The organism is Nitrosovibrio sp. Nv6, assembly GCF_900110495.1.
Lineage (GTDB): Bacteria > Pseudomonadota > Gammaproteobacteria > Burkholderiales > Nitrosomonadaceae > Nitrosospira.
On record NZ_FODX01000001.1, the window covers coordinates 478095 to 502679 of the forward strand.

A 24585-nucleotide genomic window follows, 5' to 3' on the forward strand; every position below is an offset into this window, starting at 1 on the left:
GCCACGCGCCAAAATCGGATAGAAGCCCGATTATTTGGCGGCGGGCCAGAGTAATGTGATCTTTCTATTACCCCCCTTCTTGATATCCAGATGACGATGAAGTTTTGTTGATTCGTAGATAGCATCCAGCGAGTATTTTCCTGGCGGCAGTTTTACCAGTACGTACGGACCCTCGGCGCCGATATCCAGGACGGTATTGCCGGATTTATCCTTGATTGTTATCTGTACATCGCTGATGTATTGGGCGCCAGGGGTAGCAGCCTGGGCCAGTTCAAGCATCAACGGCCATGAATTTCCTTCTTTCAGTATTGCTTCCGACTCGTCTTTTCCTATTCCACCCGTTAGAAATTCGATTGGACCTTGCGATTGCACAGCTGGAAGTGAGGGGTTTACCGGGGAGGAACCGTCTTGCGCAAAACCTGAAGTTGAAAAGATACCGGTTAACGTCAGTGCCGCCAGCGCCATCAATATTTGAACGAGTTTAATATGGATTTTCATGAGATTACACCTCCGAATTCGTTAAGGAAGAAAAGGTACCGGCGGATTTCGACAGAGCGATGCCTGGTCCGGCTTATGCGGACGATCGCTCGCGCGAACATCCTCGGCAATCATGTCGCCTTGCTGCCTTTTTTACGCTTCGCTGCAGGCACGCTCGGTGCGGGAACGTCCGAAGCGACGATATCCGAGGGTATCCCCCTGCGGTCCGTGTCTTTCAGGCCGTGCTCGGTATCTTCCGCTGCCTGCCCGATCACATTGCGGGAGTGCTCATCTTCGTTAGCCTCGCCTGCGCTGGCCGGGCCGGTTGTCTGGTCCCGCTCATGCGGCAACAACGGCTGTTGCTCTGCTTGATTCTGCTCCTGCCGCTCCGGCTCCGGATTGGAAAGCTCCACCCGCTCTGTCAGCACGCCGGTTTCCTGTCTGGGAGGTTTTTGCCTGGAGAGAGGTTTTTTCCTGGAGAGAGATTTCTTGTCAGTGGCCATCGGCTTCACTCAATGGTTTGTGGTTTTGGGTTAACAGGGTTTCGAATGGTATTTCATGGTATGAATCGTCTTCAAAGGAGTTGCGAAGCACGATTTTCACTCGATAACAGCCCGGCACGCGGGACCAACAAATAACTATACGGCAAATAAACGCTGATCGCTGTGCCCCACCGCACATAAGGAAAACAGGCGGTCATATTGCCATCATCAAGCACCTCCCAAACTTTCGGAGTTTATGTCCATTAGCGCACCGCGCCAGAAGCCTAGACATTCATCATGGTCAAACACTCGAAAATCGGAGGTAACGCATGAATGAATTGCTTTCGAAATCGTGGGGGAAAGTGGCAGTACGCGGTTCCCCATAGCTGACTTATGCGAATATATCAGTCCTATGTTGGGTATCGTACCGCGCGAACCAGCGTAGTCATTCATGCTTGTCCTCGTGACACTCAAAAAGAGAGGTGGCATCATGAACGAACTAATTTCGAAAACATGGCGTTCGCTGGCGTTGCGTGGAACCGTGTCGCTGCTGTTCGGTATTTTGGCTGCGTTCTGGCCGGGAATTACACTCATGTGGCTGCTTATCATGTTTGCGGCCTACGCGCTGATTGGGGGTGTGGCATCCGCCATTGCTGCCGTGCAAAATCGAAAAACCAACAGTGACTGGTGGCTGATGCTTCTGATTGGGTTAGTAGGTATTGGAGCAGGGATAACTGCCTTCCTGCTTCCCAACCTGACGGCAGTGGTGCTTGTACTGATCATAGGCGCAACCGCGCTTGGCAGCGGTATAGTGGACATCGTCATGGCGATCCGCTTGCGCAAGACCATCCGTGGCGAAGCATTCCTGATCCTCAACGGCATCATTTCCGTCGCGTTCGGCGTATTTGTTTTCTTCTTCCCAGGCGCGGGAGCGCTGGCGCTGGTGTGGCTGATCAGTATGTACGCCATCATTTCAGGCTTGCTGCTGTTGGCACTGGCTTGGCGCGCGCGCAATTGGAAAGGCGGCGATGAGCAATGGCCTCATGGACTTCCCCACGGAAGCCACTGAGGCAGATGCTGAAGGAAGATATCAAGCTGAATAAGATTCCAGCGTTTCGGGACGATACTAAATCGTCAAAGGAAAAATTCGAGGCTGTACTTGTATGAAAATCTCCCGGATCTGCTTTTCTCCATAGGTCGCTGGATAAGCTTCTCGCGAGCGCGCATTTGACACTTATCCCGCAAAAACGGGAGAATCGAAGGCGCGCCGATGGCCGCCAGATGTAATGGGAGATCCCCCTAACAAGGAGGTTCGCGTAATCAAGCTTGATCGCCTTCACGGGAAATAGATGGAATACAAGGATTATTACAAAATCATGGGAGTTGCGCGTGACGCCTCCCAGGACGATATCAAGCGCGCCTACAGGAAGCTGGCGCGCAAGTATCATCCCGATGTTAGCAAGGAACCGCAAGCTGAAGTACGCTTCAAGGAACTGGGCGAAGCCTATGAAGTGCTTAAAGATCCGGAGAAACGGGTGGCTTACGACCAGCTTGGTACAAACTGGAAAGCGAATCAGGAATTCCGCCCCCCACCGGACTGGAATGCCGGCTTCGAATTTTCCGAGCGCGGATTTCCGGGCGGCGATGCTTCGCAGTACAGCGACTTTTTCGAATCGCTGTTTGGCCGGAGCTTTCGCTCGGGCGGCGGCGGATACGGCGGCGCGACAAGTGACAGGGGGGCCAGCGGGCGGGGCGGCGCATCCTTTCATATCCCGGGGGAGGACCATTACGCCAAGATAATGATCGACCTGGAAGATTCCTACACGGGCGCTACCCGCACCATTACCCTGCAAGTACCCGGGGTCGACGTTCAGGGGCGCGTGTCGACGCGTGAACATAAGCTCAACGTCGTTATTCCGCGCGGCATTCGACCGAAGCAGTATATTCGCCTCGCCGGACAGGGGGCACCAAGCCATGGACGCGGCAAGCGGGGCGACCTGTATCTGGAGATTGAATTCCGCCCTCATCCCCATTACCGTGTGGAAGACAAGGATGTGTACCTTGACCTGCCGGTAGCGCCCTGGGAGGCGGCGTTGGGGGCGACAGTGAAGGCGCCTACTCCGGAAGGAATAGTTGAACTCAAAATACCTCCCGATTCCGCTACCGGCCGCAAGCTGCGATTGAAAGGCCGCGGGATTCCTGGCAAAACGCCAGGAGATTATTATGTCGTGCTGCGAATCGTTCCGCCCCCCGCCAACGATGAAACGGCGAAATCGTTCTACCGCAGCATGGCCGAGCACTTTAAATCGTTCAACCCACGGGCTAAACTCGGAGTGCAGGCATGACTGACAAAAACCCGCCCCGCACGTCAAACGATAAACCGGCTGAGCCACAGGTCGGCCTAAGCGCCATCATCATTGATGAGCAGCACACCCTAACGCTGGCCGAACTCAGCCACGCCTGCGCAGTACAGAGCGGCTATATTATCGAATTGGTTGACGAAGGACTGCTGACCCCGGAAACCGCAGACGAGCATGAACCTCATCGCTGGCGCTTTACCAGCACCCAGATGCGCCGCGCGAGAATGGCCTCGCGGCTGCAAAATGATCTCGGCATCAACCTTGCCGGAGTAGCGCTGGCCCTGCAATTGCTGGAGGAAGTTGAAGTCCTTCGGACGCGGCTCGAGGCGATGGATAGAGAGTGATATTGCGGGTGATGGCAGGGTAGCGGCAGGTTAGCTCACCCTGGTAATCGAAATCGTATTACTGCCAGGTCTTTTCCGGTCATTACCAGCAAGGATATTACAAACGTCTATTTTGCACCGCTCAACACGGTAAGAATGGAAAGCACCGATGTGGATGCCTCGATAAAGCCATCGATGAACCGGAACAGTCGAGCCACGAAACGCGCCCCTGGCATCCTGTCGGACTTAAAGGAAATCGGCTGCAAAAGTGTCTGGCTGGTCCATATTCCGCCGCTTTTTCGGCCAATAGAATAACTATTGGCCTTCAAAATCCTCAAAATCTGTCCTCACCCAGTCACTTTTCCGCTTCGATTCTTCAAGTCCCACAGGCTGCCAGGCACCGGCTGATCCTTGCTTGTCACCTTACCGGTGATATACCTGCTTATTTCCGGATTTCGTTTATGTTCGACAACGAACGGAAGACCTGGCCCCACGGGCGCATATTCGCTGTCTGAGCAGATCGACGAGGACCGGCGGTTGTCTGCCTTACGTTCACTCCACAACAGCCCATTACGAAAAAAATACACTGCTTCTGCGTTGCAGTCCCCTGAAAGGCGAAGCAATTGAATCCATTGAAGGAATCGGGAGCTGATAATGGAAAAAGACCCATTGATCAAGTTAACCTGGCGCGGCCATGAAACAATCGAATCAATACCTGCGCTGCTGGATCATGCACAGAAACTGGAGATAACTCTGCCCTCGAACTATAACCATTCTTTGTTCAGCGCGTTGCACCGCGACGAACCCGCGGCTCAGCTGGAAGAAATCGATGCCTCCGGCGGTCCGGAACTCCTGGCGCGCATCGCAACAGTCAGTGGTCTTGAAGAATTTGCCGCGCTCACTCGCCCGTTAGCCGCCGCGCGAGCAACGGTACAGGTCGAGAGTCCGCCAAAAGTCATGATCACGCTGCCGGCCGGGAATACCGAAGGGCAATGACCCGCTCTGCCGTTTTAAAGCCGGGTGACAACTGCTGGCGCATCGAACGAGCTGATCGGGCCGCCTTTATCGTGGACGGGGCTGAATTCTTCAAGGCTTTCCGCGAAGCGGTAAAACAGGCGCAGCGCTCGGTGCTGATCATTGCATGGGACATCGATAGCCGGGTGAAGCTCGTGCGGGAAGGCGAACCGGACGGCCTGCCGATCGAACTGGGCGATTTCCTCAACAGCATGGTCAAGCTTAACAGTAAGCTCGACATACACATACTGGACTGGGATTTCGTCATGATCTTTGCCCCGGACCGCGAGTGGCTGCCACTTTACAAAGAGAAATGGAACGACCATCCGCGCCTGCATTTTTGTCTGGATGACCGGCATCCGACCGGCGCGTGCCATCATCAGAAAATTGTGGTGGTTGATGATCAGGTCGCATTTGCTGGCGGACTGGATTTAACGCTGGGGCGCTGGGATACTCCTCAACACGCGCCTCGCGACTCCCGCCGGCGGGATCTGGAGTCAGAACCGGTGCCGCAACCTTATCACGACATCCAGATGATGGTCAGCGGTCCGGCCGCGGCTGCGCTTGGGGACCTCGCGCGTGAACGCTGGCGGAATGCAACCGGCATGACTCTTCCGGCGCCCCGGATCCAGACCGAGGCAAACTACTGGCCGGCCTACCTGGCGCCGGATGTGGAAAACGTGGATGTTGCAATTTGCCGGACTGTTCCCAAGTACGAGAATCAGGCGGAGGTGCGGGAAGTGGAGCGGCTTCTGATCGACGCCATCGCAGCCGCACGCAATTCTATATACATAGAAGCCCAATATTTCACCGCGCATCGGGTTACGGATGCCCTGGCGAAGCGCCTGAAGGAGGAAGACGGACCGGAAGTGGCTGTGCTGCTACCGGAGCATACTGTCGGATGGTTGTCGCAGACTACCATGGACGTCCTGCGCGAGCGCTCATTCAGGCAACTCCTGAAAGCAGACCACCACAACCGATTGCGGCTTTATGAGCCTTGCATACCCGGTCTTGATGATGAATGCGTAAACGTACACTCCAAGGTTACGATAATAGACGATGAACTGCTTCGCATAGGCTCGGCAAACCTCAATAATCGTTCAATGGGCCTGGATACCGAATGTGATCTTGTGATTGAGGCAAATGGCAAGCCTCATATACGCAGCGCTATTCATGCCTTTCGCAACCGTTTGCTGGAGGAGCATTTAGGCCTGGAAGCAAGCAGAATAGAAGAGCGCTTCGCACAAGAGCGCTCCTTGATCCGCACCATCGAATCGCTTCGCGGTTCAGGTCGTACCGTGCGTCCGCTGGAGTTTCGCGTGACACCCGAGATGGACGCGTGGGTGCCGGGGGATGATCTCGTGGACCCCGGCCAGCCTATGGATCCGAGCGAGCTGATGAAAGAGTTTGTTCCTGAAGAAGAACGCGGAGGGGCGCGCAGCCATATCTTTTTGATCTTGGCGATACTCGCTGCCATTCTTGGCTTGGCTGCCATGTGGCAATGGTCGCCTCTGAAAGAATGGGTCAATGTCGATAAGCTCGTCGGCTTCGCCGTCGAATTCAAGCAGGCGCGGAGCGCACCACTATTGACGCTTGGCGTTTTCCTCGTCAGCGGCCTGGTTGCGTTTCCCCTTACGGTGCTCATCGTTGTCTGCGTACTGGTGTTTGGTCCGTGGCAGGGTTTTCTCTATTCAATGCTCGGCGCCCTGTTGAGTGCGATGTCAACCTATGGACTGGGTCATTTGCTTGGCCGCAACACAGTGCGGCGGTTTGCTGGCAAGAAACTCCACGAACTGAACAGGCGGCTCGCCCGGCGCGGGTTAATGACCATTATCGTTGTCCGGATCATTCCATTTGCCCCGTTTTCGGTCATCAATATGATTGCCGGCGCCTCCAAAATCCGCTTCCGGGATTTTGTCATCGGCAGCGCCCTTGGGATGTTGCCCGGAATCGTCGGCATGTCGCTGTTTACGGATCGGCTGGCTGCCACCATCCAGGAACCGGATCTGCCAGCCTTCGCCATATTGGTGGCGGTTGTCGGCGTCATTATTGTCTCGGGCTGGACATTCTGGCGGTGGGAAGAGCGCCACCGGAACCCTCGGCTACGAGCTCAGTCAGATTGAGCAAGTGCGTGGCATTTTCCGATGCGGGGCAACGGCTGCGTCTGCTGCTTTGCCGCCACCCGCGTTTCAGGCACAAGAAATTTCAAGGTTTTTATCCACTCCATGAACCTGACACTGGCCAGCTATAACATACACGCATGCATTGGCACGGATGGACGCTTCGATCCTGATCGCATCGTCCGGGTGCTGCAGGAGTTGAACGCGGATGTGGTGGCCTTGCAAGAGGTGGAGCATCATGACGTCGATGGTTATGATTTGCTGGATTACCTGGCGGAAAAAACTGGCTTGACAGCTATTGCCGGTCCTACGCTGAAGCGTGAAACCCGGCACTACGGCAACGCCATATTGACCAGGCTCCCCATCCTCGCTGTAAACCGCGTCGACCTGACCCTGCCTGGACGCGAAGCGCGCGGAGCGATTGACGTCACCCTTGACGGCAATGAGCGGCGCGTGCAGGTCGTGGCGACTCATCTTGGACTCAGACCCTGGGAGCGGCGCCAGCAGGTTCGCCGGTTGCTTGAACTGTTCGAAATCGGTCTTACAGATATTTATGTGTTGATGGGCGACCTGAACGAATGGTTCCTGTGGGGACGGCCTGTGCGCTGGCTCCACGCGCACTTCAAGCACGCTCCACATCCTCCGACGTTCCCCTCGCGCCGGCCTTTCATGGCGCTCGATCGCATGTGGGTACACCCCCGCCGCCGGCTCACAAAACTGGAAGCTCACGCGAGCGGTCTTGCGCGCACTGCATCCGACCATCTGCCCTTGAAAGCCATTATTCAAATCTGATTTGTAAGGGCGGTACAAAGCATTCAACGTCGCGCCTGGTCAAACGATCGGGAATTTCTGAAAAAATCTCGGTAACCCCGAATTCATACGAGACTGTTATATCGGGACGACTTTGCTCCCGCTCTCCGAATTTTGCGCTACGTGTACAACCGCACAGATAATATGCACCTGAGAGCCCATCATTTCCCCACGAGTACAATTCCTCGCCTTATTTGACCTGACCTGCTTGCGCTTGCAGGTACGCGTCACGGTACAGGCAGATTTGTCTCCATTAGTCGAGCAATCTTTCATAAACTCAAGCGTCCGGTCAGTATAAGTTCCCAAACTCGCGATGGGACGGCCTTCCGGATGGCAAAGCGGTATTCACCTGGAGGAGATTCAAAATGATAGGAAAAATTGTAACGCTCGCTGCGGTTGCCGCAGGCGGGGTCTTGTTATCCAAGAAGCTCAAAAATTCCCGGCACTCCGAGAAGACGTCGACCATGGAAGATTCGATCGAAGTTAATGTGCCGGTAAGTACTGCATATAACCAATGGACTCAATTTGAAGAATTTCCCAAGTTCATGAAAGGTGTGCGTGAAGTACGGCAGCTTGATGACACCCACTTGCACTGGCGGGCCGAGATCGGCGGTAAAGAGGAACAATGGGATGCCGAGATCACCGAACAGGTGCCGGACACGCGGATCGCCTGGCGAAGCACGAGTGGAGCCAAAAACGAGGGTGTCGTGAAGTTCTATAAAATCGGTGATTCAGTAACCCGGATCGTGATACAAATGGATTACGGCCCAAGGGGCTTTGTTGAAGAAATTGGCGACGCATTAGGGATAGTCAAGATGCGCACGAGCGGGGATCTGAGGCGCTTCAAGGAATACATAGAAAGCCGCGGGAAAGAAACCGGAGAGTGGCGCGGCTCTGTGCCTCAGCACTAATCCATGGTAGCCCGGCCTGATGAACGGTCATATGCCTTGGCATTTTTGCGCTGCAATGATCCGGGAATCAGGCTGTGCCTATTCGTCGTCCCATGAGCGTAACTCGGCCGTTAGAATCGTTGGATCATTACTTGCATTTTTTCAGGCATGTCCGCCTCTAGTGTCTCTATTTAAGCGAGCTCCACTTCGCGACGGATACTTCTGCCATAAAGCGCGAAACATCTCATCCCTGAATTCCGTTAGCAGCCGCTTTAACAGGGTATCAGGTACTTTCCAGGGGAAAACCGCCTGCATGCTGCACGGAAGGGCCTGATGGGATAGTGATTTACTCGACCGGTTATCCCATCGGGGCAATTATTGTCGAGTAAATCCCGGTCCGACCGCAGGGTCAGCACGCAGCAGATCCAGGAGTTGTTGAACAGTACGCCTCAGGCCAGGACGCCTCCTTAAGCCCTGCCCGTTGACCAGAGGCTCCTCTATTCAGTAGGCAAGCACAAAAGCGTCATGATGCCCGATGAGCACTCCGAACGCACAGCAGCATCCGAAAGATCCCTATCAGCAGGCTGTCGATGAGCTACTGACCGCGCTCGGTACCGATGCGGCGCGCGGCTTGAGTGAAACCGAAGCGCGCGCGCGGCTGGAAAGATACGGTAAAAACGAGTTGGCAGCCGAGAAACCCACCCCCCGCTGGAAGAAGTTCCTGGCGCAGTTCCAAAATGTGCTGGTCATCCTGCTGCTGATCGCAACGGCAATTTCGGCAGGACTGTGGCTATATGAGCGCGAATCGGCATTGCCTTATGAAGCGATTGCGATCTTCGCAGTCGTGCTGCTTAACGCTGCCATGGGCTATATCCAGGAAACACGCGCGGAGGAAGCTGTAGCAGCCCTGCGTGATATGTCGGCAGCGCACGCCAATGTTGTTCGGGAAGGCGCGCGGAGGAGCATGGCAGCCACGGAACTGGTCCCCGGCGATATCATTTTTGTTGAAGAGGGGGATACCATTGCCGCCGATTCACGGCTGATCGAGTCGACCGCGCTGCAGACGGCGGAGGCGGCTCTGACCGGTGAGAGCCTGCCGGTGCCAAAAGATACGTCTGTGATTATGGAAGAAGCCGAACTCGGCGACCGCCATAACATGATCTTCAGCGGCACGGCCGCAACTTTCGGTCGAGGGCGCGCCGTAGTCGTTGCAACCGGCATGCAGACACAGATGGGGCACATCGCCGGGATGCTGAAAGAAACCCCGGTAGAGACCACGTTGCTGCAAAAGGAACTCGCTCGCGTGGGCAAGCTCCTGGGAATAATCATTGTCATTATTGCCGTTGTCATGATCGCGACAATTATCCTCCTCGAGGATGTCAGCGGTTTTGCGGCGTTATTCGACGTACTTATCCTGGGCATTGCGCTGGCTGTAGCAGCAATACCGGAAGGCTTGCCCGCGGTTGTTACAGCTGTACTTGCCCTCGGTGTGCAGCGTATGGCGCGCAGAAACGTCATCATACGGCACCTCCCGGCAGTCGAGACGCTGGGTTCGGCAACCGTTATTGCTTCCGATAAAACAGGCACATTGACGAAGAATGAGATGACAGTGCGCGCCGTTGTCACGGCGAGCGGCCGGGTAGTAATGGATGGCGCGGGATATACCCCCGAAGGTGAAGTGCGCCGGGAGGGGAGTGAAGAGATCGCTGATGGCGGCACTGAGGACGACAGGGCAGGAAAGGGAGCGATAGCTGGTGCGCTGAGAACAGAGCTGAAGCGCGCCCTCGTTATCGCCGAGCGGGCCAATAACGCCATGTTGCAACAGCACAATGGCCGCTGGACAATCCAGGGTGACCCAACCGAAGGGGCGCTCATCGTCGCTTTCCGCAAAGCCAAGCTGGAAGATGAGGCACCTGATGCACGTTTCGAGCGCCTGGGCGAAGTGCCTTTCACATCCGATCGCAAGTTGATGACGACAATTCATAAAGACGCACAGAGCCAGGAGCATCTGTGCGTCTTCACGAAAGGTGCGCCGGACCTGTTGCTCGAGCGCTGTTCGCACGAACTTGTGGGGGAAGAGGCGAAACCCTTGACGGCGGACCGCAGGGCAGCGATTCTGCAAACAAATGAAGAGCTTGCGGGAGAAGCGCTGCGTTCACTCGGCGTTGCCTTCCGTTCTTTGCCTGCTAACGCCTTTGAAGCCGATAAAGTTGACGAACGCATCGAGCAGGATCTCGTGTTCGCCGGCTTGATCGGCATGATCGATCCGCCGCGTGAAGAAGCGAAGCAAGCCGTCGCCCGCGCGGCGGCGGCAGGGATACGTCCGATTATGATAACGGGTGATCATCCCGTGACCGCGGCCGTTATTGCGGGCCAACTCGGCATTACCGAAAAAGCACGTGCGACTACCGGCACCGAACTCGAGAAGCTTTCCGACGACGCCCTCGATCAGACAGTAAAGGAAGTATCGGTCTATGCGCGCGTGAGCCCCGGGCACAAGCTTCGAATCGTCAAGGCGTTGCAGCGAGGAGGAGCGATTGTGGCGATGACGGGCGATGGTGTAAACGACGCACCTGCCCTGAAAAGCGCGGATATCGGCGTTGCAATGGGCATAATGGGAACGGATGTTTCCAGGGAAGCGGCCGACATGGTGCTCATGGACGACAATTTCGCTTCGATCGTTGCGGCGGTCGAAGAAGGTCGCGCCATTTTCTCCAATATCCGCAAGTTCTTGTGGTATCTGCTCTCGTCCAACAGCGGCGAAGTGCTCGTGATGTTCTTCGGCTTGCTGCTGGCGGACACCATCGGATTGAAGGCTGAAGGACAAATCCTCGTCCTGCCGCTGCTGGCTACGCAACTCCTGTGGATCAATCTCGTGACGGACGGCGCGCCTGCACTCGCGCTTGGGGTGGATCCTCCCGGCTCGGATGTAATGAGCAAACGGCCCCGTCCGCAGGACGAAGGCGTGATCACGTCCCGGATGTGGTTCGGCATCCTCTTGGTAGGCGCGATCATGGCTGTGGGGACACTGATAGTGCTCGACGCCAGCTTGCCAGGCGGTTTTATTGAAGGCTCCGGCAGCATAGGCTACGCACAGACCATGGCGTTTACCACTCTGGTACTGTTTAACCTCTTTAACGTTTTCAACGCCCGTTCCGGCGAACAGAGCGCATTCGTTGGATTGCTTTCCAACAAATGGCTGTGGGGCACAATCCTGTTATCGTTCCTGTTGCAAATGGCGGTAGTTTACGTGCCCTTCCTGCAACAGGCGTTTTCGACTGTGAGCTTGAGCTTCCAGGATTGGCTGTCTTGCGCACTGGTGGCGAGTTCCGTGCTGTGGCTGCGTGAATTGAGCAAAATAATCGGACGCGCCATACGCGGCAGCCAAGCGCACGCGCCACAAGCTACTGGCAGCAAGGATCAAGACACGCATCCTAATGATTGATCCGGAGAAACCATGCCCCCCTCCCCCGATTCCCCCCAGTCCTCCAAACATTTTTCAATGATTCGCGGATTCCACCTGGCGGACTTTTTTACGCTGGGTAACGCAGCCTGCGGTGTAGCGGCTGTGCTATTCGCCATGCTCTATATTGATAGCAAGGCGGCCGCCCATTTCTTCAGCTCGGCTGCAATGATGGCGGCAGCTTTTGTATTCGACGTGCTCGATGGACACATAGCGCGGTGGCGGCGCCAGCATTCGACTCTGGGGAGGGAGCTCGACTCGCTGGCGGACATTCTTTCATTCGGCATCGCTCCTGCCGCTCTTGGTTTCGCGGCGGGATTGCGCGGCGGCTGGGATTGGCTAGCGCTGATTTATTTTGTATGTTGCGGAGTAAGCCGGTTGGCAAGATTCAATATTACAGCGGAAAGTCTTTCGGCTGGAGCCGATAAAGTTGCCTACTTCGAAGGTACGCCGATTCCTACCAGTATCTTCCTGACCGCCGTATTGGCGCTAGCCGCGTGGAAGGAGCGCCTGGATGACAATCTTTACTGGGGAGTGTGGACCGCCGGGCCATGGGAACTGCACCCTCTGGCCCTGCTGTTTGTATTGTCTGGAACCCTGATGATCAGCAAAACGCTGCGGATACCCAAAATATAGCCGGGTTCGCAGGCAGGCACTCGCGGCGGCTCCTCTTCACCATCTCATGGAGAAGACGCCTGCCATCGGCGCAGCCCGCGCTATCAAACGCAGCCAGCCTCAGCTACTGATAAAGAAGGGTTGGTTATGGTATTCCTGACTCCTCAACCCGCCTTTTCGCCTGTTTTATTTGGCGGCAGACTTTACGTTTTCTTCTGCCTGAGCCGCGTTCTTGCAATCCGGCATCGCATCAGCCTTGGTTGGATCAGCCTGGCAGTCAGCCAGCATTGCTGCTCGTTCCTTGTCATGTTTTTCATACCAGTCTACTGGACGAACATCCTGCGGATCCCGTATCTTGCAGCCCACCAGTACCGATATGAATAGCAGGCTTGCTCCGATTCGAATAAAGGTTACGTTCTGTCTCGTCTTCATGGTTTAACCCATTAATAGAAATATACTCATTAACAAATTATCGATCCGGGGACGCCACAGATAGAGCGATAGAGGCTGTAGGGCGCTCTTGTCGTGATTTTTGATGATGGGCGCACTGCTTCACTCTCCACAACCAAACCGTGGTATCCCCGCTCAAAAACCCAGCCCATCCATTTTGGCCGCCATATGTTGCAGAGCCATGTTAATGATCTCGTATCGAGGCACGTTGCTCTGTGCGCTAGTCAACCTATCTGCGAAATTCCAGGATAAAAAACCAGCCAGACCAGTGCAAAACAACCCACCACCTCTTTCAATCTCACTTGACAATTGGCGGCGGCGTGGTCCGGACGCCCTCATCCGGCGTCCCCCACTCTGTATTGGCTTTTACGTTGTTCTCCGCACGGCTGGCGTTCACGCAATCTGGCGTAGCATCAAGCGTACGGGGGTTGGTCATGCAGTCAGCCAGCTTTGCTGCTCGTTCCGCTGAATGTTGCTCGTACCAGTCCACGGATCGAACTTCGTCGTCTACCCGGCGGCTTTCACATCCCGCCAGTATCGAGATCACCAGTACACTTACGGCGATTGGAACAGCGGTTACGTTCTTTTTCATCTTCATGGTTTAACTCTTCAATAGAAAATATATGCCCGCTAAATTTTCAGTTGGGCGCTTTATTTGAAAAGTGGAGGCTAAGCCATAACGTATCATCTGGAAGCTTTCCCATTTCGAATCATCATTCTTTCCAGCGCCGTTGATTTTGAGCATTACATGTGGCGCACCCTTTCTCTGTGCGCTAGCGAACCATGGCAATACCTCATTGATGGATAATGCCGATCCCCGGGCATAATCATTCCCTCCGCCGGATTACCCACGCTAATCCGGCCCTGCATCTACGACATTTCGCCCATAGCCGGACTATGAGCCGCACTGTCCAACATATCCCGGGCTTCCATCTCCCTTTGCAAGATATCCATCGCCTGGTTGTGGATCATGTCCAGCGCGTCATAACCGCGGTTGCGCAGTGACGCGGCCTTGAGCATCCCGCATGACAACGTTTTTCTGATCTCGCGCAGTCCTGACTTTTGCCCACAGTAAGTGCGGATTATCAGCTCGATGCCTCTCCGGCTGTGCATCCCTGTGCCAAAATTCGCGGCGAGATGGCGCGCAAGCAAATCGAATCCGCTTGCCTCCCTGCCGTACTGCACGGTCACGTAGGCCAAATGCAAGGCCGATAATACGCGTTCGCACAGCCCAAGTATCAACACCGCCTGTGCGTGCCGGTCGTACGCCGTCAGCTCGCCATCCGCGCCGGTCTCCCCTTCCCTGTCAGGTCCGCGCATCGCATTGACGGAAGATATTTTCACGATTGGCCTGTTGGTGGTTTCATAAGCCCATCTCAGGGCATGCTCCGGATTTCTGAACTTCACTTGTCATATTCCTTCTGGTTGATATAATGCACAATGCTTCCCATGTTTCCGTCCTTTCGCACAATACTTCGAGAGTTGCGAGGCAAAACGGATCGTCTCTTCAAATCGGCAACCGTGGCACGATTGCGCCTGCCTGCGCTCTGCAACCGCTTCGGGATTCCCGTACTCCCAGCGCTCCAGATGCAAGGAGCTGTCACGTGCAGCGGTTGTCAAATTTCCCTGGATCCTGCGAGGTCCCGTTGTTCGAGTGGTTCTTGTTTCCATTTACTTTCACTTCTCCTGTTTTAGCTGCTGCCATGGTTCCGATAAATTCCGCTTACCTCGCCTCGATGCTTGGGAGGCGCCTCATCCTGTCTTTCTTTGCTCGCTCATCAGCCTGGTCTGGCTGTGCAGGACCTCGCCCACAGCCTCGTCCAGGTCCGCACTCATGCGTTTCAATCCCAGCGCTGGTTGGTTCGTTCCACCGTGCAGCACCTGCCGTGCCAACTGCTCATTCCCGATCAGCACCGGTTTGTCATTTTTGAAGCCCTTCAGGTTGTTGTGAGCTGCTGCAATTCCAACTAACGTTGCCGGGTATTGCGGACGCTCACTGCGGGAACAGAATCCGCGATAACGGTTTTCAAATTCCTTCGCCACAAACGGCCATTCATCCTCCGCCTTGGCGCCGAGCGCGATCCATCCACCCATATCCTGGATTACACGGTGGATAAGCGCGTCGTCGAACACCACGTCGCAATACGTTCCCACGCTGCGCACCGCTTGATCGACTTTAGCCCACGCTCTCATCGCTGCATCCTGCGTCGACCCTTGCAGCATGCGAATAACGTCGGCCGGCTTCGGCGCAAACTGCCCTGCGTCGGGATTTGCGAGATGGCGGTTAAAAGCGTCCACAATCGCGGCCAGGTCATACCGTTTGAGAGCGGTCCACCACACATCCAGCGCAAACCTCGATACGCTTTTGCCATAGAACCCCATCACGCCGGCAATGCCGTCATGGAATTGCTGAAAATCATCAGTTTGCATGCTGAGCTTCCCTCAATTCCGGCGGCAGCCATCCTTCGGTCGCGGCCTTGTTGGATGATTCAAGCATTTCCTGCCTGTTGGGCATTCGTCCCCGGTGCAAAACCAGTTTTGCAGCCTCTTCACGCTGCCGTTTCACGGTGCCGACGACATAAGCGAAATTCGCTTTTCCCTTGGCGGCAGCGTTTTTTGCTGCCTGCACAAACTCATCCTCCACCGCTCCGGCCTGAAGCAATGCAAGCAATATGGGATGATGCGGGTTACAACCTCGCACGCCCAGGCGGATCAGGGTTTTACAGCACGAACCCCCCAAGCCGGGCGGCAAGGAATCCCACCCAGTGGTTTCGACGGCTTCGGCCGGATCTGTGGCGAGATGAGGAGCGAGCGAAACGAAGTCGGACACGGCACTGGACGCGGACGCCTGCCCCATCGAAGGCCCGATAGCGTTCGTATAATCGCAGTCCGTGTTTTTATTACGCTGGTGTTGGGATTGGTATTGGTGCTGGGGTTGGTGGGCTTTCCCGCCGGGTTCCTCAGCGGATATCCCGGTGGCGGCATTGCCGGAATCCCCAGGTAACCCACCCGGTATTTCCAGGGTTTCCTGCCACCTTTGCTGCAAGCTTTCTCTCGAAGGGCGGCCCCCTTTTCTACCATTGATTCGTGCTGCTTCTATTTTCGGCCGAGCTTTGGCAATTTCGCGGTCGGCACGATGATTGTGTCGCAATCCATCAATCGCCGAAACGGGAAAAAACTGCTCGGCAATCGTCTTTACCGCTTGTTGCTCAAGCCGCGTCATTGCCCTGCAAACCCTGAACAGGCTAGGCAGATCTTTGGGCAATGGTTTTTCCACGCTAAAATAAGTATCGAGCAGCATCGTATAAGCACCGTGCTCGGCTAGAGAAAGATGTGCGGTATCACGCTGATAGTCGCCGCAATAACGTTCATAATAATTCACGGATAACTCCATTCATTGGAAGGTAACTGGACCTCGTCAACCTGCTGATCCACCCGATGGGCGAACTTTTTTGATTGACCGATCTCCAATAGAGACATTATTACAAGAATTACTTGTATATGTCAAGTAATTCTTGTAAGCACTTTGCAAGCGTTGCTTGTATTATGAATGCATGAATATTGCGAAAATAATCCGCGAGGGTCGTGAAAGGCTCAATCTGAACCAGTCCCAATTGGCGGAACTGGTCGGTGTGTCTCCGCAAGCCGTGCAGCAATGGGAAGCCGGCGCAACCCAGCCCCGTGGAAAAAGATTGAACAAGATCGCGCAGGTGCTCAAGCTGCCGCCGGCACTGATGCACTTTGGCGTCCCCGCGGAGACCTCCACGGCTATGCATGGAGCAGCAGTCTCCGGCAGAGATGCAAGGACGGGTCAATCTTTCAAACCTGCCATTGAGAAATCCATTTCAAACGAGAAACCGGCATCAAACAACGACCCGCTTATCAATCAGGTCATCGAAGCAATGCGGCGCATGTCGAAAGAAGATGCTGCCCGCCTGGTAACTATCAGCAAGGCCCTGGTAGGCGAAGCACCTGCGGAAGAGGCGGAAGCAGCGCCCGCGGTAGACCTGAAGCCCTTGCCTTTACCGGATCTGGCTCCTCACCCGACTCCGGCGTTTCCTCCGCGTCGGATGTCCGAGACTGGAACGAAGGGTCGTGGAAAGACGGCAATCAGATAGAAGAGTGCATGACAGACATCAGATAGACCGAAGAAAAAACGACAGACGCCGCGGCTAGCGGAAATAGATCTGAGTTAAAAAACTCGATCGGATAGATCGGGATGAAATAGGGATATGACGATATGGAAAGGGGCGAAGTGCATAACCATGGCCGGGATGGAAGCCGAAGTAGAGCAGAGTCTTGTGGTATCAGTGATCCGGGCGGAGGCGGAGCAAGATGAGATCACCGATGAAAGCCCAGATGAACAGCTTGCCCTATGATAGTCTGGAGATGCTGCTCGCCTTTCATGTTTCAGAAAAAGCGCGGGCAAAGCTGGAGCAATATATTACGCAATTTCCCGAGCATCTTCGTGAAGTGGAAAAACGCCGTTATACCCTCGAACACGCGGTAAAGGAAGTCCTGGCGGAAGTGGCGGAAGTGGCGTTGCTCATCAAGGAATTGGAAAGCTAGCGCAATGAAACGCATTCTTTCTGCCCGGTCATTGCCTCCGAGCCGACGGTAGCTACTTTAAAATAATACTGTTCATACTCTTAATGGAGCCATCATGAGACCTGTTATTTTCGCGCTGCTCAGCATCCTGGTACTTTCCCTTTCCTCATGTGCCACCCGGGGAAAAATGGCTGGAGTGCATGAAGGCATGACACAAGCGCAGGTTATCAGGGCCATCGGCAGTCCGGATGGCTACCAGCGCAGCGGGGAATATGAAGTACTGTTCTACATTGATCGAAGTGCTGGCAACTGGTCGGCTTTTAGTAACTCCTATCGCGATGTCACGGATTATTCGGTAATCCTGAAAGATGACCACGTCGTTGAGTACGGCCCTGGACGAACGCATCAGCGTGGTTCCGGCGCCACGCCTTTTGTAAGAATGCCGCCCCGGTAAGAGCACACTCAAACGCTTTGGCGGCGGAGGTCATACTCCACACCGGCTCGAACCCCGCCGCTTGTAATCCCTACAAGTTTTTCCTTGACAATTACAAGTTTTACTTGTAATATGCTCCCTGTGCTGCAAAACATCTCCGAAGTTGGTTCGATGGTTGTTTACAGCACCCGCGAAACAGATGTGTAACCCGATTCGGCATAGCCTCGATCCTGTAAGCCCCAGGCGGCGTGGAAAGACAAGCGGTTGGTGACGGAAAGGCGCAAAGAAATGTCCAGGCCGTGCCTGGCGCGGAACTCCGCCCGGTTTGAAAGGGCGAAGCAACAGTGGAGAAAAAGTCGGGGCTAAATCATGGGAAAGGGGGCTGGGCGCTGGATGGGTTGGAAAGAATTGTGGACCGAACGTCGTCCAGCCCCCCTTAACCTTTCGGATACCGAAATACTGGACTGGCTCGGCGAATATTGCGATCAGGCGGTTTATAACCGCCCTTCCCCCCAATACCGGGGCGGCTTCACTTTATACTGTGATGAAATCAGCACCAGCGGAGCAACCCTTCGCGAAGCGGTTTGCCTTGCGGCGGCGAAACTGGATGAATTGAACGAATAGTGTTTTTTCGGTTATATACTTGGCAACCCAAGTAAATAATACCGTTAACGCGCCGCTTCCACCCCTCGTCGAGTTCTTCCGGATGCAGCAAAAATTCACATCCGCTACGGCGAATTTCAGTATTTACCGCATTATATTGTCAGGTTACGCTACGCTAACCCGACCTACCCCTAAATTTCGAACCGCGATTTGAGGATTCGAAAGGCCATGGAATCGGTTGTTTCCGTCATGTTTCTGCGAATACCCAATTCGTCGATGATCTTGTAACTTGTAGGTCGGGTTAGCGTAGCGTAACCCGACAATGCCAAGCCCAATCCGCTCCGCTATTCATGCCCAATCCCTTCAAAATCCTTGCTGCCCTGCCCCCAATCGGGTGCATATACCCCTGATCTGACGTACTGATGAAAACTGGAATACGGCCACTCAATTGCCGACGAAACCAGACCATGCTTGACGGGATTAAAATGAATGTAATCCATATGCCGGGCACTATCGGCCTCGTCCCGGAAACATGTTCCCAATAGCGGTGCTGCCATATTGCTTCTTCCCTTTTTGCTGTTATGCCACCGTTGTTCGCTATTCGCAAAACTGGATCGCAATGCTTGGTGAACCATGTCTTGATTAACCTCCAGCAGATTGCAAAATCAGCATCTCCCGCCGGTAGCGACCACATGCAATGCAGGTGATCAGGAAGAACCACTATGGCGTCCAAATTCAAAGGATGGCGTGCGCGCGCAGTTCGGAATGCTATTCGCAGCACATCTACTGCCTCGACGGATGCGAATAACGGTCGGCGTTTCGCGGTCACGACCGTGAAAAAGAACGAACCGCCGGCAACCCATGCTCGTCTGTATCTCATTGATTGATCCTTGTCGGGTTACGCTGCGCTAACCCGACCTACACCTATAATCATCGTTTACGAGCGTTATGACGCAGGTTTCAAAAGGAAACTCTACGGCTTATCGCCTCGGAATTTTCCGCTTCCCCAGAGGGAAATATCAATGGCGGAAGGCTTCCGAATCTCTTCCTTCTGGCTCCCCTTTCAACTACCGTTATGAAAACGTAATCGGGCTTGTAGATATCCACCAGCCGGGCAAATATCTCGGGATGTGCCGCATCGTAATGGAGTTGCAGCGTTTCGGTGAAGGTTGCAGCCATGAAAGGAGCCATGGCCGTTCCGAAAGAATCGCGCAGCCACAATATTCTCTTCTGATTCAGGGCGTTTTTCGACTTGACAAGTAACGGGCGCTGCGCGGTATGAATCTCCGGATTTCCGCCTGAATGCTTGAGGCGGCCCGTCTCGAAATCGTACTGCTCGGTTTCAATCGGCAGCTTGCTGATGATATCGACGACCACTTCGTTATCCCGCAATGTTTCCTTCAACCTCAGGAATTTTGCCAAATCTCCCCCCTGGCGATCACCGGTGCTCGAAATACGCACGTCCCGCTCGGTAAGCCAGTTCAGCCCTGCTTCAGTGCGGCCAATCTCCGTCTGGAAAGCATGAAATGCCACCCAGGCTCCCAGACTGTTCCAATGAGTATCCGTTTTGTAGTAGAGGGACTCCGAAAACCGGGACTTTGCTGTTCTCAGCGCGGTTCTCGTATCAACGTAGAGTCCTTGGCTGACGTTAGCCAACAAGGTGTCCGTTGCAGACGCGGAGGCAGGTTGTGCCCAGTCAGGAAGAAACTCGGGATAGATGCTTCCCTTGTCGGGTCCCAGCATGACCCGGAACGTACTGACGCCTTTGAGATTCAACCACTGGCTCCAGGATTCCGTTGCGTGACCGATTATCCTGGCGATTTCCGCATCCTCGACAGTTGCACCCCGGCGTCCGGCGGTGATCGTATTTTCGTATTTCTCCCCAAGGTAGAGCCAGTCGTCTTTTCCTATCAATACCTGATCCGGATTAGTGGAAATTCCATGCGGATAAAAGAAACGGCTCAGGAAGGCTGAGGCAAAATCGAAGTTGTAGAGTACAGAAGCTCTCCACCATTCCTGTTCCCCCTTTTTCTCTCCATTTCCCAGATTCAGGTTGATTGCCGGAACAACCGCCAGCGCAAGCAAGGCGACTCCGACAAACATGAAAACCTGTTTTTTCATGGCGACCAGCTTAAAAATTGAAGTAAAGAAATACCGAGCTTGTCGTTGCCATCGTGAAATGCATCGCGATGCAAAACAACAGAAGCGCGCCCGACAGTTTTGCCGTGCCATGACCGCCTGCCATCAACTCGAACGAATTCTTCTGGCTGATAATTCCCAGCGTGAGCATGATCGCACTGAAGCAGAGTACGTTCGCGGCAAGACCTGCCGGCAGCCATCTCAGAAGATAATCCGAAAACCAGCCGCCCCACACCAGGCTGTCCGCCGGTATGTCTATTGCCGAAAAATTCAGAACCGAGTCGAGGTCCGCCATTCCGCGTATCACCCTGAGCGCGTCATCAGGGGTGCTGGCTCGAAAGAAAACCCAGCTGATGTTGATGAAGTTGAACGTCAGCAGCCATGCCGCCGCTTTGGGCATGCTCAAGCCCAGCCCGCTCCATGCCCGATGAACAACCAGCGCAGCACCGTGAAGCGCGCCCCATATGACGAACATCCAGCTCGCGCCATGCCAGAGGCCGCCCAAAATAAAGGTCGCCATGAGGTTGAAGTAGACGCGCGGTGCGGAGCAACGGCTGCCGCCCAGTGGAATGTAGAGATAATCGCGCAGGTAGCGGCTAAGCGTCATATGCCATCTTCTCCAGAAATCCTGTATGTCCAATGCCTGGTAAGGAGAATTGAAATTGATCGGCAGCCATATATTGAACAGCAGCGCCGCGCCGATCGCCATATCGCAGTAACCGCTGAAATCGAAATAGAGCTGGAATGTATACGAGAGACTCGTTGCCCAGGCACTGAAAAAATCAAGCGTCTTTCCGCCATCGAATCCGGCATCTGCCCAAACCGCAAAGGTATCCGCGATGACCACCTTCTTGAACAGACCGATACTGAAAATGAACAGACCAAGGGCGATATTCCGGTAACGCACCGCCAGCGTCCAGCGAGATGCGAATTGCGACATCATTTCGCGGTGATGCAAAATTGGACCCGCTATCAGGTGAGGAAAGAAGGTCACAAACAACGCATAGTTGAGGAAATCGTATTCCTTGGCTTCCCCCCGGTAGCTATCCACGAGATAAGCGATTTGTGTGAATGTAAAGAAACTGATACCTAACGGCAGCAGGATCTGAGGCAAATTCAAACCAATGTCGAATGCGGTGTTGATATTGTCGATCAGAAAGTCGGCGTACTTGAAATAGCCAAGCAAACCAAGATTCGCAACAATGCCGGCGCCCAGAACAAAACGGGGTGAAAACCACGAGCGACTCGATGCCGGATCCCGGGAAAGACTTGTGCCGACGGCAAAATTGAAAAATATGGAACCCAGAAGAAGCGGCAGGTAAGCAATGTTCCAGTAGGCGTAAAAGAACAGGCTCACAGCCACCAGCCATGCCTTGCCCGCGAGGACAAGTCGAAGTCTATTCAGGAAGAAGTAGCCGAAGAACGCCAGTGGTAGAAATAGCAGAATGAACTTCGGAGAGCTAAAAATCATCTGTCCGTAACATATCTTTATAGATTAACCAGGTGTGTTGCCTTGGCCGGAATCAATATTTACGGCCGAATTTCCGGTTGTATTAAGCGAGAATTCGCGGATGACAAAGGCTTCCGCACACTGGTTCTTCATGACGAAGCCAGACTATGGCTTCACGGGTTCAAATGAATGCAGTTCAGACCTCGGGCGTATCCGCGTATTCGCGGCCTGGCTCCGAATCAAGACGTTGCCATCGTATTGTTGCGCTTGCCCATTTTGCTGATACAAGGCTGTTTGGGATTGTACGCAAATTGAACTCGCAATGCTCGGGAAATTTCGAAGATGTCTTACGTGGTGCCGCGACTGCCCGCGACCTTGGCCAAATGAAGGAGGCCGATTTTGCCCGATTGAAATGAAGTACTACCTGCTAGCAATAACAGGTAGCCACTGGAGGCGAGTCATATGACTGCCCGCCCTCCAGCTCAAGGCTCGATTCCTTTCTTCCGCAGTTCCGCTTGCGCCTCTTCGCTCTTGTCCAGATCCAAACCCATGTACTTCAGCACTGCGTCAGTCTTGGTAAATTGCAGGTCGCGGTACTCTACCACCTGGATGCGGTTGCCCCACGGATCGAGGAAGTCGAGCCTGGCGCCTTCCAGCATCGTGGCGCCCGCCATTTCCGCGAGTTCTCGTACGCGGGAACGGTCATCGACGACCAGGCCGAAATGCCTTTGGTCGTCTGCGCTCTGTGATCGCCCCTCCATGAGCGCGATGAACTGATCGCCCATGTCGATGAAAGCGGCGACTTGACCGCGGCCCCTTAATTTGAATGTGAAGATGCGACCGTAAAAGTCCAGCGCCTCCTCGATATTTCCCACCTCAAGCGCGACGTGGTTGACACCGACAATATGCGGTTTCGTTTGCTCGTCCATGTTTTTTTCCCCCGGGTGACTTACACTGTTTGATTGCGGAGAATCTTTCCCTGTCTATTTCAGGTTTGCCATTTTACGCTTTGCCGGCGATGTAACAACTACAGCTGCTTATGATATCCGCTGCCCTGCCCTCACCCCTTCCTCACCCTGAAGATCAAATTTTTAGAGCGACTCTTCAGGAACCACCTGCAAGACGTTCCCAATGGGGAGATAATTCAACCTCAAGGAGCATGTGAAAGGTTTCATGCTGAACAATGCTTCCCCAATGACTTCTTCCGCGCCATCCACGTCCTACATCGCGTCGGTGGATCTCATGCGTGGGCTGGTAATCGTACTCATGGCGCTTGACCACGTACGCGGGTTTTTCACTGAGGCCGACTTCAGCTCGACCGATCTTTCCCGCACAGATTGGGCCCTTTTTCTTACCCGCTGGATCACGCATCTTTGCGCGCCGACTTTTGTCTTCCTCGCAGGCACCAGCGCTTTTCTATCGGCTGCTCGCGGTATGGATCATCGTCAGCTTGCCGGCCGATTATTTTACCGGGGGCTCTGGCTCGTTATTCTCGAGGTTACGGTTGTACGTTTTTCCTGGTATTTCAACCTCGATTATAGCCAAATGAGCTTGCAGGTCATCTGGGCGCTGGGCTGGTCGATGGTCGTACTTTCCGCACTGAGCTATCTCCCTTTATGGGCGATAGCCAGCATCGGTGCTGTCATGATTTTTGGCCACAACCTGCTGGATGGCCTGGATGACATATGGCTCGAGGAATTTCAGACGGCGGAAGACAGGCTCGAATGGCAGGGATGGCTGCTCAGCGTGCTTCATATTCAGCGCTACCCGGTAATCTATCCCCTCATTCCCTGGATTGGGGTGATGGCGACGGGTTATGCCTTTGGCCCCGTCATGCAATGGCCATTAACTGTAAGGAGAAAGGCAGCGCTCGGATGGGGAATCCTTCTCATTGCAGCCTTCGTCATCCTGCGCACGTACAATAGCTATGGCGACCCCTCGCCATGGTCACCGCAGGAAACCACTCTGTTCACACTGCTTTCGTTTGTCAACACCACGAAATATCCTCCTTCGCTGCTGTATCTGCTGATGACCCTGGGATTGATGTTCATTCTGCTTTCAGCATTTGAGCAGGCGCATGGCGCTCAACGCGCAATCGGACGTTTTTTTATCACTTTTGGACGCGTGCCCTTGTTTTTTTACCTTCTTCATCTATATGTCATTCACGTGCTGGCCCTCATCGTCGCATATGGGATGAGTGGGAATCTCTATTCCTCGTCTTCCCAATTTCCTTCCTGGTGGGGATTCGGTCTTCCCGTCGTCTACCTGATCTGGATAGGGGTGGTTATGCTGTTCTATCCGGTCTGCCGGTGGTTTGCGGCGGTGAAGTCGCGCCACAAGGGCCGCCGGTGGACGCCTTATATCTAGCGGGGACGACTGGCGCCGCTCTCATCGCGAAGTGATTGCAA

The 24585-nt window shown here is 54.4% G+C and carries 26 protein-coding genes; 15 read left to right on the top strand and 11 right to left on the bottom strand.

What is annotated here, in order from left to right:
- Positions 1-30 precede the first annotated feature (30 nt).
- The gene (locus tag BMX66_RS02340; RefSeq protein ID WP_090877995.1) at positions 31-498 is read right to left on the bottom strand and encodes a flagellar hook assembly protein FlgD; all 468 of its coding nucleotides are present in this window, start codon (positions 496-498) and stop codon (positions 31-33) included.
- A gap of 110 nt (positions 499-608) precedes the next feature.
- Positions 609-980 (bottom strand): hypothetical protein, encoded by a 372-nt coding sequence (locus BMX66_RS02345; RefSeq protein WP_090877997.1) that lies wholly within the window; start codon positions 978-980, stop codon positions 609-611.
- A gap of 469 nt (positions 981-1449) precedes the next feature.
- Here BMX66_RS02345 and BMX66_RS02350 point away from each other — a divergent pair, with 469 nt between their 5' ends.
- The 9 genes from BMX66_RS02350 (at position 1450) to BMX66_RS02395 (ending at position 12575) form a co-directional block, all read left to right on the top strand.
- Positions 1450-2028 carry an HdeD family acid-resistance protein gene (locus BMX66_RS02350; protein WP_090879732.1) on the top strand — a complete coding sequence of 193 codons (579 nt, stop codon included), beginning with the start codon at positions 1450-1452 and terminating at the stop codon, positions 2026-2028.
- 280 nt (positions 2029-2308) lie between these two features.
- The gene (locus BMX66_RS02355) at positions 2309-3304 is read left to right on the top strand and encodes a DnaJ C-terminal domain-containing protein (protein ID WP_090877999.1); all 996 of its coding nucleotides are present in this window, start codon (positions 2309-2311) and stop codon (positions 3302-3304) included.
- Positions 3301-3663 carry a chaperone modulator CbpM gene (locus BMX66_RS02360; protein ID WP_090878000.1) on the top strand — a complete coding sequence of 121 codons (363 nt, stop codon included), beginning with the start codon at positions 3301-3303 and terminating at the stop codon, positions 3661-3663. The genes BMX66_RS02355 and BMX66_RS02360 overlap by 4 nt, the downstream gene beginning before the upstream one ends.
- 633 nt (positions 3664-4296) lie before the next feature.
- Positions 4297-4638 carry a hypothetical protein gene (locus BMX66_RS02370; RefSeq protein ID WP_090878003.1) on the top strand — a complete coding sequence of 114 codons (342 nt, stop codon included), beginning with the start codon at positions 4297-4299 and terminating at the stop codon, positions 4636-4638.
- Entirely contained in the window at positions 4635-6779 is a 2145-nt protein-coding gene (locus BMX66_RS02375) for a VTT domain-containing protein (protein ID WP_090878005.1), read from the top strand. The genes BMX66_RS02370 and BMX66_RS02375 overlap by 4 nt, the downstream gene beginning before the upstream one ends.
- 21 nt (positions 6780-6800) lie before the next feature.
- Entirely contained in the window at positions 6801-7568 is a 768-nt protein-coding gene (locus BMX66_RS02380; RefSeq protein WP_255398769.1) for an endonuclease/exonuclease/phosphatase family protein, read from the top strand.
- Between the two features lie 383 nt (positions 7569-7951).
- Positions 7952-8497 carry an SRPBCC family protein gene (locus BMX66_RS02385; protein ID WP_090878008.1) on the top strand — a complete coding sequence of 182 codons (546 nt, stop codon included), beginning with the start codon at positions 7952-7954 and terminating at the stop codon, positions 8495-8497.
- Between the two features lie 514 nt (positions 8498-9011).
- The gene (locus BMX66_RS02390) at positions 9012-11921 is read left to right on the top strand and encodes a cation-translocating P-type ATPase (protein ID WP_090878010.1); all 2910 of its coding nucleotides are present in this window, start codon (positions 9012-9014) and stop codon (positions 11919-11921) included.
- 12 nt (positions 11922-11933) lie between these two features.
- Entirely contained in the window at positions 11934-12575 is a 642-nt protein-coding gene (locus BMX66_RS02395) for a CDP-alcohol phosphatidyltransferase family protein (RefSeq protein WP_090878012.1), read from the top strand.
- A gap of 165 nt (positions 12576-12740) precedes the next feature.
- Here the strand turns inward: BMX66_RS02395 and BMX66_RS02400 are convergent, their stop codons facing one another.
- From BMX66_RS02400 to BMX66_RS02420, 5 genes are all read right to left on the bottom strand, one after another.
- Complete coding sequence (locus tag BMX66_RS02400) at positions 12741-12986, bottom strand: EexN family lipoprotein (RefSeq protein ID WP_090878014.1); 246 nt, start codon at positions 12984-12986, stop codon at positions 12741-12743.
- A 316-nt stretch (positions 12987-13302) separates the two neighbouring features.
- A complete protein-coding gene (locus tag BMX66_RS02405) occupies positions 13303-13602 on the bottom strand; it encodes an EexN family lipoprotein (RefSeq protein WP_199679257.1) in 300 nt (99 codons plus the stop codon).
- A 272-nt stretch (positions 13603-13874) separates the two neighbouring features.
- Positions 13875-14411: a hypothetical protein gene (locus BMX66_RS02410; protein WP_090878016.1), complete on the bottom strand. Its 537-nt coding sequence runs from the start codon at positions 14409-14411 to the stop codon at positions 13875-13877.
- A 345-nt stretch (positions 14412-14756) separates the two neighbouring features.
- Positions 14757-15434, bottom strand: a complete 678-nt coding sequence (locus BMX66_RS02415; RefSeq protein WP_090878018.1) for a DUF6475 domain-containing protein — start codon at positions 15432-15434, stop codon at positions 14757-14759.
- Complete coding sequence (locus tag BMX66_RS02420; RefSeq protein ID WP_158593366.1) at positions 15424-16386, bottom strand: YdaU family protein; 963 nt, start codon at positions 16384-16386, stop codon at positions 15424-15426. The genes BMX66_RS02415 and BMX66_RS02420 overlap by 11 nt, the downstream gene beginning before the upstream one ends.
- A 172-nt stretch (positions 16387-16558) precedes the next feature.
- Here BMX66_RS02420 and BMX66_RS02425 point away from each other — a divergent pair, with 172 nt between their 5' ends.
- The 5 genes from BMX66_RS02425 to BMX66_RS02440 all read left to right on the top strand — a co-directional run bounded on the left by BMX66_RS02425 (position 16559) and on the right by BMX66_RS02440 (position 18609).
- Positions 16559-17122 (top strand): helix-turn-helix transcriptional regulator, encoded by a 564-nt coding sequence (locus BMX66_RS02425; protein ID WP_090878022.1) that lies wholly within the window; start codon positions 16559-16561, stop codon positions 17120-17122.
- 114 nt (positions 17123-17236) lie between these two features.
- A complete protein-coding gene (locus BMX66_RS15525; RefSeq protein WP_158593367.1) occupies positions 17237-17383 on the top strand; it encodes a hypothetical protein in 147 nt (48 codons plus the stop codon).
- Positions 17352-17573: a hypothetical protein gene (locus tag BMX66_RS02430; protein WP_255398770.1), complete on the top strand. Its 222-nt coding sequence runs from the start codon at positions 17352-17354 to the stop codon at positions 17571-17573. The genes BMX66_RS15525 and BMX66_RS02430 overlap by 32 nt, the downstream gene beginning before the upstream one ends.
- A 94-nt stretch (positions 17574-17667) precedes the next feature.
- Entirely contained in the window at positions 17668-18006 is a 339-nt protein-coding gene (locus BMX66_RS02435; protein ID WP_090878025.1) for a hypothetical protein, read from the top strand.
- Positions 18007-18354: 348 nt separating this feature from the next.
- Positions 18355-18609, top strand: a complete 255-nt coding sequence (locus BMX66_RS02440) for a hypothetical protein (RefSeq protein ID WP_255398771.1) — start codon at positions 18355-18357, stop codon at positions 18607-18609.
- Between the two features lie 323 nt (positions 18610-18932).
- Here BMX66_RS02440 and BMX66_RS15910 read toward each other — a convergent pair whose 3' ends face one another.
- The 4 genes from BMX66_RS15910 to BMX66_RS02465 form a co-directional block, all read right to left on the bottom strand.
- Entirely contained in the window at positions 18933-19145 is a 213-nt protein-coding gene (locus BMX66_RS15910) for a hypothetical protein (protein ID WP_255398772.1), read from the bottom strand.
- A gap of 403 nt (positions 19146-19548) precedes the next feature.
- Complete coding sequence (locus BMX66_RS02450; RefSeq protein ID WP_158593368.1) at positions 19549-20709, bottom strand: alginate O-acetyltransferase AlgX-related protein; 1161 nt, start codon at positions 20707-20709, stop codon at positions 19549-19551.
- Between the two features lie 10 nt (positions 20710-20719).
- Entirely contained in the window at positions 20720-22198 is a 1479-nt protein-coding gene (locus BMX66_RS02455; protein ID WP_090878029.1) for an MBOAT family O-acyltransferase, read from the bottom strand.
- 461 nt (positions 22199-22659) lie between these two features.
- The gene (locus BMX66_RS02465; RefSeq protein WP_090878033.1) at positions 22660-23106 is read right to left on the bottom strand and encodes a VOC family protein; all 447 of its coding nucleotides are present in this window, start codon (positions 23104-23106) and stop codon (positions 22660-22662) included.
- A 244-nt stretch (positions 23107-23350) separates the two neighbouring features.
- On the opposite strand from BMX66_RS02465, the gene BMX66_RS02470 reads away from it, so the two are divergent.
- The gene (locus BMX66_RS02470; protein ID WP_199679258.1) at positions 23351-24544 is read left to right on the top strand and encodes an acetyltransferase domain-containing protein; all 1194 of its coding nucleotides are present in this window, start codon (positions 23351-23353) and stop codon (positions 24542-24544) included.
- The last annotated feature ends 41 nt before the right edge of the window (positions 24545-24585 follow it).

Excerpts from the sequence above, each read along its gene's own strand:
- BMX66_RS02340 (WP_090877995.1), bottom strand. The coding sequence starts at position 498 with ATGAAAATCCATATTAAACTCGTTCAAATATTGATGGCGCTGGCGGCA.
- BMX66_RS02345 (WP_090877997.1), bottom strand. The coding sequence starts at position 980 with ATGGCCACTGACAAGAAATCTCTCTCCAGGAAAAAACCTCTCTCCAGG.
- BMX66_RS02350 (WP_090879732.1), top strand. The coding sequence starts at position 1,450 with ATGAACGAACTAATTTCGAAAACATGGCGTTCGCTGGCGTTGCGTGGA.
- BMX66_RS02355 (WP_090877999.1), top strand. The coding sequence starts at position 2,309 with ATGGAATACAAGGATTATTACAAAATCATGGGAGTTGCGCGTGACGCC.
- BMX66_RS02360 (WP_090878000.1), top strand. The coding sequence starts at position 3,301 with ATGACTGACAAAAACCCGCCCCGCACGTCAAACGATAAACCGGCTGAG.
- BMX66_RS02370 (WP_090878003.1), top strand. The coding sequence starts at position 4,297 with ATGGAAAAAGACCCATTGATCAAGTTAACCTGGCGCGGCCATGAAACA.
- BMX66_RS02375 (WP_090878005.1), top strand. The coding sequence starts at position 4,635 with ATGACCCGCTCTGCCGTTTTAAAGCCGGGTGACAACTGCTGGCGCATC.
- BMX66_RS02380 (WP_255398769.1), top strand. The coding sequence starts at position 6,801 with ATGCGGGGCAACGGCTGCGTCTGCTGCTTTGCCGCCACCCGCGTTTCA.
- BMX66_RS02385 (WP_090878008.1), top strand. The coding sequence starts at position 7,952 with ATGATAGGAAAAATTGTAACGCTCGCTGCGGTTGCCGCAGGCGGGGTC.
- BMX66_RS02390 (WP_090878010.1), top strand. The coding sequence starts at position 9,012 with ATGAGCACTCCGAACGCACAGCAGCATCCGAAAGATCCCTATCAGCAG.
- BMX66_RS02395 (WP_090878012.1), top strand. The coding sequence starts at position 11,934 with ATGCCCCCCTCCCCCGATTCCCCCCAGTCCTCCAAACATTTTTCAATG.
- BMX66_RS02400 (WP_090878014.1), bottom strand. The coding sequence starts at position 12,986 with ATGAAGACGAGACAGAACGTAACCTTTATTCGAATCGGAGCAAGCCTG.
- BMX66_RS02405 (WP_199679257.1), bottom strand. The coding sequence starts at position 13,602 with ATGAAGATGAAAAAGAACGTAACCGCTGTTCCAATCGCCGTAAGTGTA.
- BMX66_RS02415 (WP_090878018.1), bottom strand. The coding sequence starts at position 15,434 with ATGCAAACTGATGATTTTCAGCAATTCCATGACGGCATTGCCGGCGTG.
- BMX66_RS02425 (WP_090878022.1), top strand. The coding sequence starts at position 16,559 with ATGAATATTGCGAAAATAATCCGCGAGGGTCGTGAAAGGCTCAATCTG.
- BMX66_RS15525 (WP_158593367.1), top strand. The coding sequence starts at position 17,237 with ATGACGATATGGAAAGGGGCGAAGTGCATAACCATGGCCGGGATGGAA.
- BMX66_RS02430 (WP_255398770.1), top strand. The coding sequence starts at position 17,352 with ATGAAAGCCCAGATGAACAGCTTGCCCTATGATAGTCTGGAGATGCTG.
- BMX66_RS02435 (WP_090878025.1), top strand. The coding sequence starts at position 17,668 with ATGAGACCTGTTATTTTCGCGCTGCTCAGCATCCTGGTACTTTCCCTT.
- BMX66_RS02440 (WP_255398771.1), top strand. The coding sequence starts at position 18,355 with ATGGGAAAGGGGGCTGGGCGCTGGATGGGTTGGAAAGAATTGTGGACC.
- BMX66_RS15910 (WP_255398772.1), bottom strand. The coding sequence starts at position 19,145 with ATGGCAGCACCGCTATTGGGAACATGTTTCCGGGACGAGGCCGATAGT.
- BMX66_RS02450 (WP_158593368.1), bottom strand. The coding sequence starts at position 20,709 with ATGAAAAAACAGGTTTTCATGTTTGTCGGAGTCGCCTTGCTTGCGCTG.
- BMX66_RS02455 (WP_090878029.1), bottom strand. The coding sequence starts at position 22,198 with ATGATTTTTAGCTCTCCGAAGTTCATTCTGCTATTTCTACCACTGGCG.
- BMX66_RS02465 (WP_090878033.1), bottom strand. The coding sequence starts at position 23,106 with ATGGACGAGCAAACGAAACCGCATATTGTCGGTGTCAACCACGTCGCG.
- BMX66_RS02470 (WP_199679258.1), top strand. The coding sequence starts at position 23,351 with ATGCTGAACAATGCTTCCCCAATGACTTCTTCCGCGCCATCCACGTCC.